General features: G+C 67.5%; 15 protein-coding genes. 13 read left to right on the top strand and 2 right to left on the bottom strand.

Features of this window, described 5'->3' with window-relative positions:
* Positions 1-396: 396 nt before the first annotated feature.
* From argE to M4578_RS18145, 5 genes are all read left to right on the top strand, one after another.
* On the top strand, positions 397-1,563 hold the full coding sequence (gene argE, locus M4578_RS18165; RefSeq protein ID WP_258094715.1) for an acetylornithine deacetylase: 1,167 nt from the start codon (positions 397-399) through the stop codon (positions 1,561-1,563).
* The gene (locus M4578_RS18160) at positions 1,560-2,903 is read left to right on the top strand and encodes an NAD(P)/FAD-dependent oxidoreductase (RefSeq protein ID WP_258094714.1); all 1,344 of its coding nucleotides are present in this window, start codon (positions 1,560-1,562) and stop codon (positions 2,901-2,903) included. The genes argE and M4578_RS18160 overlap by 4 nt, the downstream gene beginning before the upstream one ends.
* A gap of 64 nt (positions 2,904-2,967) precedes the next feature.
* Positions 2,968-4,131, top strand: a complete 1,164-nt coding sequence (locus M4578_RS18155) for a M20 aminoacylase family protein (protein WP_258094713.1) — start codon at positions 2,968-2,970, stop codon at positions 4,129-4,131.
* A gap of 139 nt (positions 4,132-4,270) precedes the next feature.
* Positions 4,271-4,732, top strand: a complete 462-nt coding sequence (locus M4578_RS18150; protein WP_258094712.1) for a c-type cytochrome — start codon at positions 4,271-4,273, stop codon at positions 4,730-4,732.
* 36 nt (positions 4,733-4,768) lie between these two features.
* Positions 4,769-5,338 carry a cytochrome b/b6 domain-containing protein gene (locus tag M4578_RS18145; protein ID WP_258094711.1) on the top strand — a complete coding sequence of 190 codons (570 nt, stop codon included), beginning with the start codon at positions 4,769-4,771 and terminating at the stop codon, positions 5,336-5,338.
* Positions 5,339-5,365: 27 nt separating this feature from the next.
* Here the strand turns inward: M4578_RS18145 and M4578_RS18140 are convergent, their stop codons facing one another.
* Positions 5,366-5,665 (bottom strand): DUF2934 domain-containing protein, encoded by a 300-nt coding sequence (locus M4578_RS18140; RefSeq protein WP_258094710.1) that lies wholly within the window; start codon positions 5,663-5,665, stop codon positions 5,366-5,368.
* 195 nt (positions 5,666-5,860) lie between these two features.
* On the opposite strand from M4578_RS18140, the gene M4578_RS18135 reads away from it, so the two are divergent.
* The 8 genes from M4578_RS18135 to M4578_RS18100 all read left to right on the top strand — a co-directional run bounded on the left by M4578_RS18135 (position 5,861) and on the right by M4578_RS18100 (position 15,304).
* Entirely contained in the window at positions 5,861-6,661 is an 801-nt protein-coding gene (locus M4578_RS18135; RefSeq protein WP_258094709.1) for a glycosyl transferase, read from the top strand.
* An 82-nt stretch (positions 6,662-6,743) separates the two neighbouring features.
* Positions 6,744-8,003, top strand: coding sequence for a beta-ketoacyl-ACP synthase II (fabF, locus tag M4578_RS18130; protein ID WP_258094708.1), 1,260 nt, complete (start codon positions 6,744-6,746; stop codon positions 8,001-8,003).
* Complete coding sequence (gene mltG, locus M4578_RS18125) at positions 8,004-9,167, top strand: endolytic transglycosylase MltG (RefSeq protein ID WP_258094707.1); 1,164 nt, start codon at positions 8,004-8,006, stop codon at positions 9,165-9,167.
* 145 nt (positions 9,168-9,312) lie between these two features.
* A complete protein-coding gene (locus M4578_RS18120) occupies positions 9,313-10,191 on the top strand; it encodes a DMT family transporter (RefSeq protein WP_258094706.1) in 879 nt (292 codons plus the stop codon).
* 355 nt (positions 10,192-10,546) lie between these two features.
* Positions 10,547-11,923, top strand: a complete 1,377-nt coding sequence (gene cysS, locus M4578_RS18115) for a cysteine--tRNA ligase (protein ID WP_258094705.1) — start codon at positions 10,547-10,549, stop codon at positions 11,921-11,923.
* A gap of 229 nt (positions 11,924-12,152) precedes the next feature.
* Positions 12,153-13,772: a citramalate synthase gene (cimA, locus tag M4578_RS18110; RefSeq protein ID WP_258094704.1), complete on the top strand. Its 1,620-nt coding sequence runs from the start codon at positions 12,153-12,155 to the stop codon at positions 13,770-13,772.
* Positions 13,772-14,488 carry a class I SAM-dependent methyltransferase gene (locus M4578_RS18105; protein ID WP_258094703.1) on the top strand — a complete coding sequence of 239 codons (717 nt, stop codon included), beginning with the start codon at positions 13,772-13,774 and terminating at the stop codon, positions 14,486-14,488. Before cimA ends, M4578_RS18105 begins: the two co-directional genes overlap by 1 nt.
* A gap of 39 nt (positions 14,489-14,527) precedes the next feature.
* Complete coding sequence (locus tag M4578_RS18100; protein WP_258094702.1) at positions 14,528-15,304, top strand: squalene/phytoene synthase family protein; 777 nt, start codon at positions 14,528-14,530, stop codon at positions 15,302-15,304.
* Positions 15,305-15,393: 89 nt separating this feature from the next.
* Here the strand turns inward: M4578_RS18100 and M4578_RS18095 are convergent, their stop codons facing one another.
* Complete coding sequence (locus tag M4578_RS18095) at positions 15,394-16,608, bottom strand: MFS transporter (protein WP_258094701.1); 1,215 nt, start codon at positions 16,606-16,608, stop codon at positions 15,394-15,396.
* Between the last annotated feature and the right edge of the window lie 36 nt (positions 16,609-16,644).

Raw genomic sequence — 16,644 nt, 5'->3', positions numbered from 1 at the left:
TTTTTGGGGGGGGGGGGGGGGGCCCCCCCCCCCGCGACCCCCGTTTGCGTCGCACTGTCGGGGAGGTGTGGGGCGGTGACCCGGCGGGGGGCCTTGGGGGCGCTGCCCCCTCGCGCGCCGGGGCGCGCATCCCCCCGGACGTATTTGGCGGAAAGATGAAAGGGAGGGAGGGGCGTCTGTGGCGCCTCTTTCGCCCCGGTCTCTGGTCGTTCGGTCATAGAGGGCCGGGCCAAGACCCTTTCGGAAAGAGCAAAAAGGGGGCGCGCCGGGCCGGAGGAGCGGTGTCTGACGGAAATTTGGGCGTGGCGCGCTGCGCGAAAGCGGCTTTGCGCGGGGCGGCCTTGTGGGGCGCCACGGGCGGGTTTAGTTCATTGGTGAACGAACGAAGGACCTCCCATGCCGACCCGCCTCTCCCCGCGCGAGATTCTCGCGAAACTGGTAAGCTTTCCCACCGTCAGCCGCGACACCAACCTGCCGCTGATCGACTGGGTGGAGAGCTATCTGGCCGGGCATGGCATTGAAAGCCACCGCCATTACAAGCCGGCGGAGCCCGATCTCAAGGCCGCGCTATTTGCCCATGTTGGGCCGGAGGAAGAGGGCGGTGTCGTGCTCTCGGGACATACGGATGTGGTGCCGGTGGACGGGCAGGACTGGACCTCCGACCCCTGGGAGCTGACCGAACGGGACGGGCGGCTTTACGGGCGCGGCTCCACCGACATGAAGGGCTTCGACGCGCTGGCGGTCTGGGCGCTGGTCGAGGCGAAGCATCGCGGCGTGACGCGGCCCCTGCAACTGGCGCTCACCTATGACGAGGAGATCGGCTGCACCGGCGCCGCCGATCTGGTGGCGGCGATGCAGGGCGTGGTGCCCAAGGCGGCCTCGGTGATCGTGGGGGAGCCCACGATGATCAAGGCGGTGACCGGCCACAAGGGCGGGGTGAATTTCTGGATCCATGTGCACGGGGTCGAGGTGCACAGCTCGATCCTGCACACCGGCGTCTCGGCGATCATGTGGGGCGTCAAGCTGGTCGAATGGGCCAACGCACAGAACGCCGCCAATGCCGCCGCCACGCCGAGCGCCATCGCCGCGTTGTTCGATCCGCCTTACACCAATGTGCATGTGGGCCAGATCCACGGCGGCACCGCGCATAACATCACTGCCAAGGATTGCGCGTTCGGCATGAGCTTTCGCGTCATCCCCGGCGAGGACCCGGAGGACTGGGCGCGGCGCCTCATGGACCGGGTGGCCGGGCTGGAGGCCGAAATGCAGGCGGTGCATCCAGACGCCCGAATCGAGGTCACCCGGATGTTCGACCTGCCGCCGCTGAAGCCCACCGAGGGCAACAGCGCCGAGGAACTGGTGCGTCAGGTGACCGGCGACAACGGCGTGATGCAGGTGAGCTACGGCACCGAGGCCAGCCATTTTCAGGCCGGCGGGTATGACGCGGTGGTCTGCGGGCCGAGCGACATCACCATTGCCCACAAGCCCGACGAATATATCGAGATTGCGCAGCTCGAGGCCGGGCAGCGGTTCATGGAAGGGCTTCTGGAGCGGCTGTCATGATCTTCCCGTTTCGCGACGAGGGGCCGGTCGAGCACGATGGCCCGCTGCCCGAGCGCTGCGATCTGGTGGTGATCGGCGGGGGGGTGATCGGTGTCTCGACGGCGCTTTTCGCGGCGCGGGCGGGGCTGAGCGTGGTGCTGCTGGAAAAGGGCAGGGTGGCGGCGGAGCAAAGCTCGCGCAACTGGGGCTGGATCCGGGTGCAGGGCCGCGACATGGCCGAGATCCCCATCGCGCTGGAGGCACAGCAGCTTTGGCCGCAGCTCGACGCCGCATGCGGCGGCAGGCTGGGGGTGCGGCAGGTGGGGGTGAGCTATCTCGCCAAGTCGCAAAAGGAGATGGACGGGTTCGCCGGCTGGCTCACCGAGGCGGTGCCGCTGGGGGTTTCTTCGCGGCTTCTGGACGCGGCGGAGACCAAGACGCTTCTGGGCGCCGAGGACAGCCCCTGGGTGGGCGCCCTGCACACGCCGACCGATATGAAGGGCGAGCCTTGGGTTGCCGTGCCGGAGCTGGCGCGGCTGGCGGCCTCGGACGGGGCCGTGATCCGGGAACGCTGCGCCGTGCGCGGGCTCGACATGCAGGGCGGCAAGGTGGCGGGGGTTGTCACCGAAAAGGGCCGGATCGCCTGCGATCAGGCGGTGCTGGCGGGCGGGGCGTGGTCCTCGCTCTTCCTGCGCCGGCACGGGGTGAAGATCCCGCAGCTTTCGGTGCGCTCCACCGCCATGGCGACCGAGCGTCTGCCGCAGGGGGTGAATACCGCTGCCGTGGACGACAAGCTGGCCTTTCGTCCGCGCGCCGATGGGGGCTATACCCTTGCGCCCTCGGCCTTTTCCGAGCTGTTCATTGGCCCCGACGCCTTCCGCGCGCTCTCGACCTATCTGCCGCTTGCGGTCTCGGGCAAATTCGACGTGCATCTGCGCGCCCGGGCGCCCGCGGGCTATCCCGACGCCTGGGGCACGCCGCGCCGCTGGGGCGATGAGGAGGAGAGCCCTTTCGAGCGTATGCGTATTCTTTCCCCCGAGCCCAACGCCGCGAAGGTGGCCGAGACGCGGCGGCGCTTCGGCCAGCATTTCCCGCAGATGGGCGCCGCGCCGTTGCAGGCATCCTGGGCGGGGATGATCGACGTGATGCCCGATGTGGTGCCCGTGGTGGACCGCGTGGCCGCGCTGCCGGGGCTTACGGTGCTCACCGGCATGTGCGGCCACGGCTTCGGCATCGGCCCCGCCTTCGGGCGCATCGCCGCCGACATGGTGCTGGGGCGCGACCCCGGCCACGATCTGAGCCGCTTCCGCCTGTCCCGCTTTTCCGACGGTTCGAAACTGGTCACCGGACCCAATCTCTGAGCCGCGCTTGCGGCCTGCCGCCTCTGGTGGCAGGCTTTTCCCGAACACGAACAGGAGCCCCTCCATGCCCGTCAAGAACCGCTTTGCCGAGATGCAGGCCGAAATCACCGCCTGGCGCCGCGACTTCCATGAAAACCCCGAAATCCTGTTCGAGACCCACCGGACCTCTGGCATCGTTGCCGAAAAGCTGCGCGCATTCGGCTGCGACGAGGTGGTCGAGGGGATCGGGCGCACCGGCGTGGTGGGCGTGATCAAGGGCAAGGCCAATGGCTCGGGCAAGGTGATCGGTCTGCGCGCCGATATGGATGCGCTGCCGATCCACGAGGCGACGGGGCTCGACTACGCCTCGAAAACGCCGGGCGCCATGCATGCCTGCGGCCATGACGGCCATACGGCCATGCTGCTGGGGGCGGCGAAATACCTGGCCGAGACGCGCAATTTCGACGGCACCGTGGTGGTGATCTTCCAGCCCGCCGAAGAGGGTGGCGGCGGCGGGCGCTTCATGTGCGAGGATGGCATGATGGATCGCTGGGGCATCCAGGAGGTCTATGGCATGCACAACTGGCCCGGCGTGCCGACAGGGCAATTCGCCATCCGGCCCGGTGCCTTCTTCGCCGCCACCGACCAGTTCGAGATCGTGGTCAAGGGCAAGGGCGGTCACGCTGCCAAGCCGCATCAGGCCACCGATCCGCTGGTGACCTCGGCGCATGTGGTGACCGCGCTGCAAAGCATCGTCAGCCGCAATTCCGACCCCGACGACCAGATGGTCGTTTCGGTCACCTCGATCGAAAGCTCGTCCAAGGCGTTCAACGTCATCCCGGCCTTCGTAACCCTGCGCGGCACCATGCGCACCATGTCCAAGACCAACCGCGCGCTCGGCGAAGAGCGCATCAAGGCGGTGGCCGCCGCGACGGCGCAAGCCTTCGGCTGCGAGGCCGACATCAAATGGCTGCCGGGCTACCCGGCGATGGTCAACAGCGCGGAGCAGACCAGCTTTGCCGCCGATGTGGCCGAAGCCGTCTCGGGCGCCTGCGAGCGCGATGCGCCGATCACCATGGGCGGCGAGGATTTCGCCTATATGCTCGAGGAGCGGCCGGGTGCCTATATTCTGGTCGGCAATGGCGACAGCGCCGACGTGCACAATCCTGAGTATAACTTCAATGATGAAGCGATTCCTGCGGGTTGTTCCTGGTGGGCCGGCATCGTCGAACAGCGGATGCCGGCATGATCACGAAAAGGTCAAAAAGATTCTGAACGTTACAGTTTTATTCTCACATTCGAATCTGTACGATTGAGGTGGGATCGGCGCGGTGTCAAAACCGCGCCGATCCCATGTTCAAACCACGTTTACAGGGATTTTCTCCGACATGCGCAAGGTTCTCCTCTCCGCCCTGATCGCTGCCGTTCCCGCCACCATGGCGCTGGCCCAATCCGCCGAAGAAGAAACCGCCAAGGCACGGCGCGCCTTCTACACGATGCTCGGCTATGAAATGGGCGGTCTTGCCGCCATGGCCCAGGGCAAGGTCGATTACGACGCCGAAACCGCCAAGGCACATGCCGCCGATATGGTGACGCTGACCACGCTGCACGTGGGCGATTTCTACGCCCCCGGCACCTCCAAGGACGATCTGCCGGGCGCAACCCGCGCGCTGCCGGTGATCTGGGAAGACATGGGCGCGTTCCAGGAAAAGGGTCAGGCCTTTGGCGCCGCCCTGATGGAGCTGAACGCCGCTGCCGGCGAAGGGCTCGACGCGCTGCGCCCCGCCGTGGGCAAGGTCGGTGGCACCTGCAAGGCTTGCCATGACGACTTCCGCGCCAAGGACTTCTGAGCCTTGAGTATCGCTGAGCAAACGGATCGGGGGGTGATGCCCTCCGGTTCCGGCGAGCAGCTTTGGGATCCGGTGGTGCGGGTGCTGCACTGGGCGCTGGTGCTGTCCTTTGCGACGGCCTGGGGGCTGGGCAAGTTCGGCCCCGATCAGATGACGCTGCATTTCTACGCGGGCTATACCGTGGCCGCGATTGTCGTGCTGCGGGTGCTCTGGGGCTTCGTCGGACCGCAGACCGCGCGGTTTGCAAGCTTTGTGAAAGGCCCCGGCGCGGTGCTGCGCTATGCCAGGCATCTGCCCGACCGCAAACCCTCGAACACCTGGGGCCACAACCCGGTGGGCGCGCTCTTTGTCGTGGGGGTGCTGCTGGTGCTGGCGCTGCAGATTCTGTCGGGGCTCTTCGCCGATCCCGAGGATTACATCAATGTCGGCCCGCTGGCGCAATATGTCTCGTCCGACATCACCCGCAAGGCGCTGTCGCTGCACGAGCCGCTGTCGACGCTGCTGCTGGTGATGGTGATCGCCCATATCGCGGCCATCGGCTTCTATCGCCGCTGGAAGGGCGAGGATCTGGTCACCCCGATGATCACCGGGCGCAAGAAGGGGTAGGGCGGGACTGTCCCGCCACGCCCGTTCCTACTCTTCGGTCTTCGCCTTGCGCGGCTTCGCCTTCGGCTTCTCGGCACCTGCGGCCTTGGCTTTCGGCTTTCCTGCGGCTCCCGCCTTGGCCGCGGCCTTGGCGGGAGCGCCTTTTCCGGCCGCCGGCTTGGCCTTTTTCGGCTTGGGCTTCGGTTTGGGAGCCTCGGCGGTCAGGCTCAGGGCAGTGCTGGCGGCGGCCCAGTGGGCGGCGTCCTTGCCATCGGGGCAGCCGTCCTCGAGCCAGAGAAAATAGGCCGCCTCGGCGATCTGGGCGTCAGTGGGGGCAGGGGTGCTCATCCTCGTCATCCTCGTCTTGTCGGTGGAGCAGGAAACAAATTCGGGACAATGGTCAGGCGTCCACTGTGCCAGAGCCCGGCGACAGGGCAATGACGGACTGTGCGCGGCGCGCCGATGGGCGGGGCATTGCCCAACGGGATGGCAGAGCCCCGCGCTTTCGGCTAAAGCGCGGGCAAAGCCGTTCAGGGGGTGCGTGTGACGCAACGAGCCAATATCATCTGCATCAAATGGGGCACGGCCTTTGGCCCGGAATATGTGAACCGCCTCTATTCCGGGGTGCGCCGCCACATGGCACGTCCGATCCGCTTCTTCTGCATGACCGACCGGGCCGAGGGCATCCACCCGGATGTGGAGATCCTGCCGCTGCCGGTCGAGCCCTTTGCCGAGCCCATGGCCGCGGCGCTCGCGGTGGCGAACCGGCAGGGCGCCATGCGCAAGGTGTCGCTTTTCCGTCCCGGGCTGGTGCCCGATCTCGAGGGGCCTTTCCTGGGCTTCGATCTCGATGTGGTGATCACCGGTTCGCTGGACGAGATCCACGATCTCGCCCCCGGCACCGTGGCGATGCGCCACGACTGGACGGAAAAGCGCAAGGGCCGGCCCACCGGGCATGGTTCTGTCTTCCGCTTCGATCCGGTGCGGCACGGGTTCCTTTACGAAGAGCTCGCGGCGCGGCCTTACGAAGAGGTCGAGAAGGCGCGCGGCTCGGAGCAGCGCTATACCAGCCACAAGGCGATGGATCGCGGTGTTTTCACCTATATCCCCGAGCCTTGGGTCGTGTCCTTCAAGTATGACTGCAACCCGTTTCCGGGCAACTGGCTGCACAGGCCGCGTCTGCCGGAGGAGGCCCGTGTCGTCTGTTTCCACGGCCATCCCAAGATGACCGAGGCGCTGGACGGCTATAACCGCAGCTTCATCCGCCATTCCAAACCCTGCGACTGGCTGCGCGAGCACTGGATAGAGCGGGCGGTTGCCGATCTGGGCCCCGAATGGGGCTGAGCCGCGTCATGGTCTTGCCCCGCGCGCCTGAGGCGGGGTAAGAGCGTGGCCACGAAAGAATTTTGAGGGAAGGGCAGAGCGCATGCGTCGCGTCGTTGTTACCGGGCTGGGGCTGGTCACACCCCTGGCAGACGGGGTGGAAAAAAGCTGGGAACGGATCCTCGACGGGCAGTCGGGCGCGGGCCCGATCACGCAGTTCGATACCGAAGGGCTGGTCACCACCTATGCCTGCGAAGTGCCGCGCGGCGACGGATCCGACGGCACCTTCAATGCCGACACCTATATGGAGCCGAAAGAGCAGCGCAAGGTCGATACCTTCATCCTCTTCGGCATGGCCGCCGCCGATCAGGCGGTGAAGGATTCCGGCTGGATGCCCACCGACAAGGAAGATCTGGAACGCACCGGCGTTCTGATCGGCTCCGGCATCGGCGGGCTGAATTCCATCGCCAACACGGCGGTGATGATGGAGGCCAAGGGCCCGCGCCGCGTGTCGCCCTTCTTTGTGCCCGGCGCGCTGATCAACCTGATTTCCGGTCAGGTCTCGATCCGCTACGGCTTCAAGGGGCCGAACCACTCGGTGGTGACCGCCTGTTCCACCGGCGCGCATGCCATCGGCGACGCGATGCGGCTGATCAAATACGGCGATGCGGATGTGATGATCGCGGGCGGCGCCGAAGCGGCGATCTGCAAGATCGGCATCGCCGGGTTCAACGCCTGCAAGGCGCTCTCGACCAAGCGCGGCGACGAGCCGCAGAAGGCGTCGCGCCCCTATGACGCCGACCGCGACGGGTTCGTGATGGGCGAGGGCGCGGGCATCGTCGTGCTGGAGGAATACGAGCACGCCAAGGCACGCGGCGCCAAGATCTATGCCGAGGTGCTGGGCTACGGGCTCTCGGGCGACGCCTATCACATCACCGCGCCTTCCGAGGATGGCGAGGGCGGCGAGCGCTCCATGCGCGCGGCGCTGAAATCGGCCGGCCTGACCGCGGAAGACATCGACTATATCAACGCGCATGGCACCTCGACCATGGCCGACACGATCGAGCTGGGTGCCGTCGAGCGGCTGCTGGGCGATCACGCCAGGAACGTCACCATGTCCTCGACCAAATCCGCCACCGGCCACCTGCTGGGGGCCGCCGGCGCCATCGAGGCGATCTTCTCGATCCTGGCGATCCGCGATCAGGTCGCGCCGCCGACGATCAATCTCGACAACCCGGCGGTGGAAACCCCGATCGACCTGGCGCCCAACGCCAAGCGCGAGCGCAAGATCACCCATGCGCTGTCGAATTCCTTCGGTTTCGGCGGCACCAACGCCAGCGTGATCTTCGGAAAGGCCGAATAAATGTGGCGGAGCATCGCCTCCAACGCCCTGACCTTCCTGGTGGTCATCGTGTTCCTGCTCGGCGGCGTGCTGCTCTGGGCGCAGAACGAGTATTCGGCGGAAGGCCCGCTGGATGCGCCGATCTGTCTTCAGGTCAAGCGCGGCAGCAATTTCACCCGCGTCTCTCAGGATCTCGAGGGGCAGGGGGCGATTTCCTCCGGCACGATCTTTCGCCTGGGGGCGGATTACGCTGATAAGACCGACGATCTGAAGGCGGGTTCCTATCTGGTGCCGGAACACGCCTCGATGTCCGAGATCACCGAGATCGTCACCCGTGGCGGCGCTTCGACCTGCGGCACCGAGGTGGTCTACCGCATCGGCGTGGTCCGGGCGGAGGTGCAGGTGCGCGAGCTTGATCCCGGCACCGGCCGCTATCAGGAGATGCTGGCCTTCGATCCGGGCGCCGAAGAGATCCCCGCCGCCTATGAGGGCTACAAATCCGCCGTCGGCACCCGCTTCCGCATCGCGCTGGCCGAAGGCGTGACGAGCTGGCAGGTGGTGGAAGAGATGAAGCAGATCGACGTGCTGGAGGGCGAGGTCGCCGAACTGCCCGTCGAGGGCTCGCTGGCGCCCGACAGCTATGAGGTGGTCGTGGGCGATGACCGCGCCGGCGTGATCGAGCGCATGCAGAATGCGCAGGAGGTGATCCTCGCCAATGCCTGGGCCAACCGCGCCGACGGGCTGCCCTACGAGACGCCGGAAGAGGCGCTGACCATGGCCTCCATCGTCGAGAAGGAGACCGGCGGCGCCGAGGAACGCCCGCTGGTGGCCAGCGTCTTCGTTAACCGCCTGGAACGCGGCATGCGGCTGCAAACCGACCCGACGGTGATCTATGGCATCACGCTGGGACAGGGGCCGCTGGGACGCGGGCTGCGCCAGTCCGAGCTGCGCCGCGAGACGCCCTACAACACCTATGTGATCGGGGGCCTGCCGCCCACGCCCATCGCCAACCCGGGCCGCGCCAGCATCGAGGCGGCGCTGAACCCGGCGCAATCCGATTACATCTACTTCGTCGCCAAGACGCTGGATCCGGCGGACGGGCATAATTTCGCCGCCACGCTGGACGAGCACAACCGCAACGTCGCCGCCTATCGCCGGCTCGAGGCGGAGCAGGCGAACCAGTAACGCCGGGTGGCGCGTCTGCCTGAAATCGCGGCATATTTTTGCATCGCGGGCGGGATCGGAGAACCGATCCCGCCCGTCGCGTTTCGAGCCGCTTGGGGGCGCCGCGCGGCTCTGCTAAGGGCAGGGCATGTCGCAGGATCGTATCGTGTTGATTGCCACCCTGATCGTGGCGCTGACGGGGCTTCTTTGGGGGGTCTACTGGCTGCCGGTGCGCGCCATGGTGTCGCGCGGGCTGCCCGGCGCCTGGGGCACGGTGCTGGCCACCGCCGCGGCGGCGCTGGCGCTGGCGCCGCTGGCCTGGTGGCACCGCCGCGCGCTGGCGCGGGCCGGGCCGGTGGCGCTTGGCTCCATCGCGCTTGGCGGCGCGGCCTTCACGCTCTATTCCATCGGGCTGGTCTATGGGCGGGTGGCGATCATCATCCTGCTCTACTTTCTGACGCCGGTCTGGAGCACGCTGATCGGCCGCTATGTGATGGGCTGGCATACGCCGGCGCTGCGCATCGTGGCGATCGGGCTGGGACTGCTGGGGCTGGTGGTGATGCTGAGCGCCGGCGGCGCCGCGCCGCTGCCGCGCGGCGCGGGCGAGTGGATGGCGCTGGTGGCCGGGGTGATGTGGTCGGTGGGCACCACGGGCATCCGGGTGAAATCCGCGCTGGCGCCGGCGCCGGCGAGCTTTGTCTTTGTGCTGGGCGCAACGGTCACGGGGCTGGCGCTGGCGCCGTTCTTCGATCCCTGGCCCACGGGGGTGCTGCGCACGGGGGCGGCGGGGCTGCTCGGGCTGGCGCTGGTGACCGGTGTGCTCTGGTGGGGGCTGTCGCTGGCGCTGCTGATGTGGGCGACCTTGCGGCTGGATCCGGCGCGCGTGGGCATCCTGATGCAGACCGAGGTGCTGGTGGGCGCGGTCACGGCGGCGCTGCTGGCCGGAGAACATCTGCACCCGCTGGAGATCGCGGGCGGCGCGCTGGTGGTGTCGGCGGGGCTGCTCGAGGTCTGGCCGGTGCGGCGGCGGGCGCTGGTCGAGTAGGTGGGATGGTGGGCAGGAATGCCCACCCTACAGCAAATCTCTGCACCCGCTGGAGATTGCGGGCGGTGCGCTGGTGATCTGGCGGGTACGGCGGCGGATGCGGGTCGTTTAGACGGGACGGTGGGCAGATTGCCCACCCTACGAAGCGGAGCGTTGCGGAGAGGATGTGGCTGGACAGATCCGGCGCGATGCCGCTATAGAGGCGCCATGATCACGCATGCGACCCTCATCCGGATTTGCTGCATTACCTGCTGACATCTGTCGGGGCCTCCCGACAAACGGCGGGCCGGTCTTCTATTCCCATCCAGAACCGAAGTTGCTACTCCCGCCGCGACCCTGTGCCAAGGAGCGCGCTATGGACATCTGGCTGACCAATTCCCGCACCCGCAAGAAGGAGCGTTTCGAGCCCATCGACGCGGACAATGTGCGGATCTATGTCTGCGGCCCCACGGTCTATGACCGGGCGCATCTGGGCAATGCCCGGCCCGCCATCGTCTTCGACGTGCTGTTCCGGCTGATGCGCCATGTCTATGGGCCGGATCACGTCACCTATGTGCGCAATTTCACCGACGTGGACGACAAGATCAACGCGCGCGCCGAGGCCTCGGGGCGCAGCATCGGCGAGATCACCGCCGAGACCACGCAATGGTATCTCGACGATATGGCGGCCGTGGGGGTGATGGAGCCCACCCATATGCCGCGCGCCACGCAGTTCATCGCGCAGATGATTGCGATGATCTCGGATCTGATCGCCAAGGGCCATGCCTATGAGGCGGAGGGCCATGTGCTGTTCTCGGTGGAGAGCTACAGGGCCTATGGCGCGCTCTCGGGCCGCTCGGTCGATGACATGATCGCGGGCGCGCGGGTCGAGGTGGCGCCCTACAAGCGCAATCCGATGGATTTCGTGCTGTGGAAACCGTCCTCGCCGGAGCTGCCGGGGTGGGACTCGCCCTGGGGGCGCGGGCGTCCGGGCTGGCATATCGAATGCTCGGCCATGAGCTACGAGCTTTTGGGCGACACCTTCGACATCCACGGTGGCGGCAACGATCTGATGTTCCCGCACCATGAGAACGAGATCGCGCAGAGCTGCTGCGCCCATCCCGAGGGCGGGTTTGCAAAGGTCTGGCTGCACAACGAGATGTTGCAGGTCGAGGGCAAGAAGATGTCCAAATCCCTGGGCAATTTCTTCACCGTGCACGATCTGCTCGAAGGCCATGACGGGTTGCCCGGCGTGCCGGGCGAGGTGATCCGCTTCGTGATGCTCTCGACGCATTATCGCAAGCCGATGGACTGGACGGCGGAGAAGGCGCGCGAGGCCGAGGCCACGCTGCGCAAATGGCGCGGGATGGTCGAGGGCGTGGAGGCGGGGCCGGTGCCCGAGGCGGTTCTGGCGGCGCTGGCGGACGATCTGAACACGGCGGGCGCGATTGCCGAGCTGCACCGGCTGGCGGGGGCCGGGGAGGCCCCGGCCCTGAAGGCCGGGGCGGGTTTGCTTGGATTGCTGGTGCCGGAGCTGGGCGGCTGGGCCGAGGTCTCGGTGGATCTGTCGGCACTGGCGGCGCGGCTGGCCGAGGCGCGGGCCGGGGCCATGGCGAGCAAGGATTTCTCGGAGGTGGACCGTCTCAAGGCGGCGCTGCTCGCGGCGGGCGTCGAGGTGCGCATGTCGAAGGCGGGCGTGGAGCTGTTGCCCGGCACCGGGTTCGATCCGGCCAGGCTGGAGGCGCTGGGATGAGCGGGAGATATGTTTTGCGACAGGAGCCGTGCGAGCGCCGGACCGTGGGATGGCGCTCCTACAGTCGAACGGGTGCGCTTTATCGTGACACATCCGAAGGACCTCTGAGGCCGGGGCAAACGTCACCAAAGCGCCAGCCCGCGGGGACGGGCCGGCGCTCGCACGGCGGCTTCGCCTTGAGTCCGTGCGGCGGAGCGGTTCGAGCGTTGCCTGAAATGGGAAGCACGAGATGACAGACCGGCTCTATCTCTACGACACCACGCTGCGTGACGGGCAGCAGACCCAGGGCGTGCAGTTCTCCACCGCCGAAAAGCTGCGCATCGCGGCGGCGCTGGATGCGCTCGGGGTCGATTACATCGAAGGCGGCTGGCCCGGCGCCAACCCCACCGACAGCGCGTTTTTCGACGAGGTGGGCGCGACGCGCGCCACCATGACCGCCTTCGGCATGACCAAGCGCGCGGGCCGCTCGGCGGAAAACGACGATGTGCTCTCGGCGGTGCTGAACGCGGGCACCCCGGCGGTCTGTCTGGTGGGCAAGACGCATGATTACCATGTCACGGCCGCGCTGGGGATCACGCTGGAAGAGAACCTCGGGAATATCCGCGCCTCGGTCGCTCATATCGTGGCGCAGGGGCGCGAAGCGCTGTTCGACGCGGAGCATTTCTTTGACGGCTGGAAGGCGAACGCGCCTTATGCGCTGGACTGTCTGAAAGCCGCCCATGAGGCCGGCGCACGCTGGATCGTGCTCTGCGACACCAATGGCGGCACGCTGCCGCATGAGGTCTATGGCATCGTGAAGGCGGTGATCGCGGGCGGCATCCCCGGCGACCGGCTGGGCATCCACACCCATAACGACACCGAGAATGCCGTGGCGGCGACGCTGGCGGCGGTGGATGCGGGGGTGCGGCAGGTGCAGGGCACGCTGAACGGGCTGGGGGAGCGCTGCGGCAACGCCAACCTCACCTCGCTGATCCCGACGCTTTTGCTGAAGGAACCCTATGCCAGCGCCTATGACACCGGCGTGAGCCGCGAGGCGCTGGAGGGGCTGACGCAGGTGAGCCGCATGCTCGACGAGGTGCTGAACCGGGTGCCCATGCGGCAGGCGCCCTATGTGGGCTCCTCGGCCTTTGCCCATAAGGCGGGGCTGCATGCGAGCGCGATCCTGAAGGATCCGTCGACCTACGAGCATATCGACCCCGCCAGCGTGGGCAACCGCCGGGTCATCCCGATGTCGAACCAGGCCGGGCAGTCGAACCTGCGGCGCCGTCTGGCGGAGGCGGGGCTCGAGGTCGAAAAGGGCGATCCGGCGCTGGCGCGGATTCTGGAGCGGATCAAGGCGCGCGAGGCCGAGGGCTATACCTACGACACCGCGCAGGCTAGTTTCGAGCTGCTGGCGCGGGAAGAGCTGGGGCGGCTGCCGCAGTTTTTCGAGGTCAAGCGCTACCGGGTGACCATCGAACGGCGGAAGAACAAATACGACCGGATGATATCGCTCTCCGAGGCGGTCGTGGTGGTCAAGGTCGATGGTGAGAAGAAGCTCTCGGTCAGCGACAGTCTCGACACCCAGGGCTGCGACCGGGGGCCGGTGAACGCGCTGTCGAAGGCGCTGGCCAAGGATCTGGGGCGGTATCAGTCGGTGATCGACGACATGCGGCTGGTGGATTTCAAGGTGCGCATCACCCAGGGCGGCACCGAGGCCGTGACGCGGGTCATCATCGACAGCCAGGACGGCAGCGGGCGGCGCTGGCAGACCGTGGGGGTCAGCGCGAACATAGTCGATGCCTCGTTCGAGGCGCTGCTGGATGCGGTGCGCTGGAAGCTGATCCGCGATTGCGGGGAGGGTGTGTGATGAGCGTGCCACCGGAATTCATCGCGCTTTACAGCGGATTGTTGCGGCAGGGGCCGGGGCTGCCCGAGGATGTGCTCTGGGCGCTGGAGCGGCTGGGGCTCTCGGGGCCGCTGCGGGTCTGCGACGCGGGCGCCGGGTCGGGCGCGGATTGCGCGACGCTGGCGCGGGCGCTGCCCGAGGCGGCGGTGGAGGGCATCGAGGCGATGCCGGAATTCGTGGCCGCCGGGCAGGCGCGGCTGGCGGGTCTGCCGAATGCCACGCTGCGGCTGGGCGACATGGCCGCGCTCACGGGGCCTTACGATCTCATCTGGTCGGCGGGGGCGATCTATTTCCTTGGCGTGACCGAGGGGCTGACAGCCTGGCGCAAGGCGCTGGCGCCGGGGGGCGTGGTGGCCTTCTCGCAGGGCGCGCTGCAAGGCGGCGACGAGCCGCAGGCCGTGCGCGATTTCTGGGCGCCGGAGCCGGGGATCACCACCTGCGACGGCGTGCTGGCGCAGGTCGAGGCGGCGGGGTTCGAGGTGATCGGCACGCGGCTGCTGACCGGCGCGCCCTGGCAGGCCTATTATGACAGCCTTTCCGCGCGCATCGAAGCGCTGCGTCCGGGGGCAAGCCCGGCCATGGCCGAGGTCTTGGCGGGATCGGAGCGCGAGATTGCGCTCTGGAAACAGGCGCCCGACCGGATCGCCTATCTTCTGGTGCTGGCGCGCCCGCGCTGAGCCTTTTCTTCGGCGCGGATCGGGCATAGGGGACGGGCCATGGAGTTCGATGACGATCTGATCGCCTGCGCGCGGCTTGTGGAACGTGGCGACGCCGACCGTTTTGCCGCCGCCATGGCGGCGCCGGTCGCGGCGCGCAAGGTGCTGTTTCCGCTATATGCCTTCAACCTCGAAGTGGCGCGCGCGCCCTGGCTGACGCAGGAGGCGATGATCGCCGAAATGCGGCTGCAATGGTGGCGCGACGCGCTGGAGGAGATCCGTGGGGGCGGCGTGATCCGGCGTCACGAGGTGGTGACGCCGCTGGCGCTGGTGCTGGATGCGGAAGGGGCCGGGCTGCTTGACCGGCTGGTGGGCGCGCGGCGCTGGGACATCTACCGCGACGCCTTTGAGGACGCCGGGCATTTCACCCGCTATATCGAGGAGACCTCGGGCCATCTGGTGCTGGCGGCGGGCCGCGCTCTGGGCGGCATGCCGAAGGCTGTGGCGCTGGATGCGGGTTATGCGGCGGGGCTGGCGCAGTTCCTGCGCGCGGTGCCGGAGCTGGAGGCCAAGGGCCGCGTGCCGCTGGTGGACGGGCGCCCCGAGGCGGTGGCGGCGCTGGCACAGGACGGGCTCATGCGGCTGGCGCGAGCGCGGGCGGGGCTCGGCGAGGTGCCGAAACCGGCGCGGGCGGCGCTGCTGGCGGGCTGGCAGGCCGGGCCGCTTCTGCGGCAGGCGGCGCGGGAGCCGGGGCGGGTGGCGGACGGGGCGCTGCGGCTCTCGGAGTTCCACCGCCGGGCCGGGCTCATGTGGTCTGCGCTGAGCGGGCGGGTCTAAAGCGTCAAAACAAGCGCAACATGAGCCGGGCTTGTTCCGGACCATAGGCGCGGGGATTGACCGAAAGAGGAAAGCCGGACGGCCAGACCTTATTCCGCCACTTGCGCCTGCGGCCGGAGGATCAGCCAGATCAGCGCACCGCCCGCCAGCACCAGGAAGGGTGCCATCGCCATATTGACCGCCGTCCAGCCCTGCTGTGCGCTGCCGCCCGAGCAGTTCATCAGCCCGCCCGAGGCGAGCGAGGCCATCGTCACCCCGCCGAAGACCAGCAAATCGTTCAGCCCCTGCATGCGCCCGCGCTCATGCGGCTCATGCGCGCCGGCCAGCATCGAGGTCGCGCCGATGAACCCGAAATTCCAGCCGATCCCCAGCAGCACCAGAGCCAGAAAAAACTGCTCCAGCTCCACCCCGGTCAGCGCCACGCCGCCCGCGCAGGCAAGGATGAAAAGCCCCAGCGCCACGATCTTTTCGACCCCGTAGCGCGCGATCATGTGGCCGGTGAAGAAGGACGGCACATACATCGCCAGAACATGGGCGGTGACCACATTGGCCGCATCCCCGGTCTCGAACCCGCAGCCCACCACCGCCAGCGGCGTCGAGGTCATCACCAGGTTCATCAGCGCATAGCTCACCATCGCGCAGATCACCGCCACGGCGATGCGCGGCGTGGTGATCAGTTCCCAGCGGCTGCGGCCTTTGGGCGCATCATGGGCCGGCACCGGCGGTTTGGGGATGTCGAGGAAGAGAAACAGCAAAGACCCCACCAGGTTCACCGCGATCACCACCGCATAGGTGCCGAGGAAGGGAATCACGAAAGCATTGGCCGTCAGCTTCACAAGCTGCGGGCCGATGATCGCCGCCAGAAGCCCGCCCGCCATGACATAGGAGATCGCTTTGGGACGGAATGCGTCCGAGGCGGTATCGGCGGCGGCGAAACGGTAAAAACCTTGCGCCGACATATAGATACCGGTCAGGAAGCTGCCCGCCAGGAAAACCGGGAAGGAGGCGATATAGAGCCCGTAGGCACCCACGGCCCCGCCAAGCGCCCCGCCCAGCGTGCCAAGCGCGAATCCCGCCCGGCGGCCATAGCGCTGCATGAAGGCCGAAACCGGCGTTGCCGCCATCATCGAACCCAGCACGATCAGCGAGATCGGCAGCGTCGCAAAGCAGGGGTTGCTCGCCAGAGATTGCCCGGCGAGCCCGCCGATGGTGAAGATCATCGGCATCTGCGCGCCGAGAAGAGCCTGCGCCATCACCAGAACGGCGACGTTGCGCTTGGCGCGGGAGTCTTGAACGGTATCCATGAGGGCAAGCCCTAGGGCGCAGCGCGATCTATCGCA

It is taken from the genome of Salipiger pentaromativorans (genome assembly GCF_024721115.1).
GTDB lineage: Bacteria > Pseudomonadota > Alphaproteobacteria > Rhodobacterales > Rhodobacteraceae > Salipiger > Salipiger pentaromativorans.
Note: the sequence above shows the minus strand (reverse complement) of the source record. Positions and strands in the feature narration are given on the sequence as shown.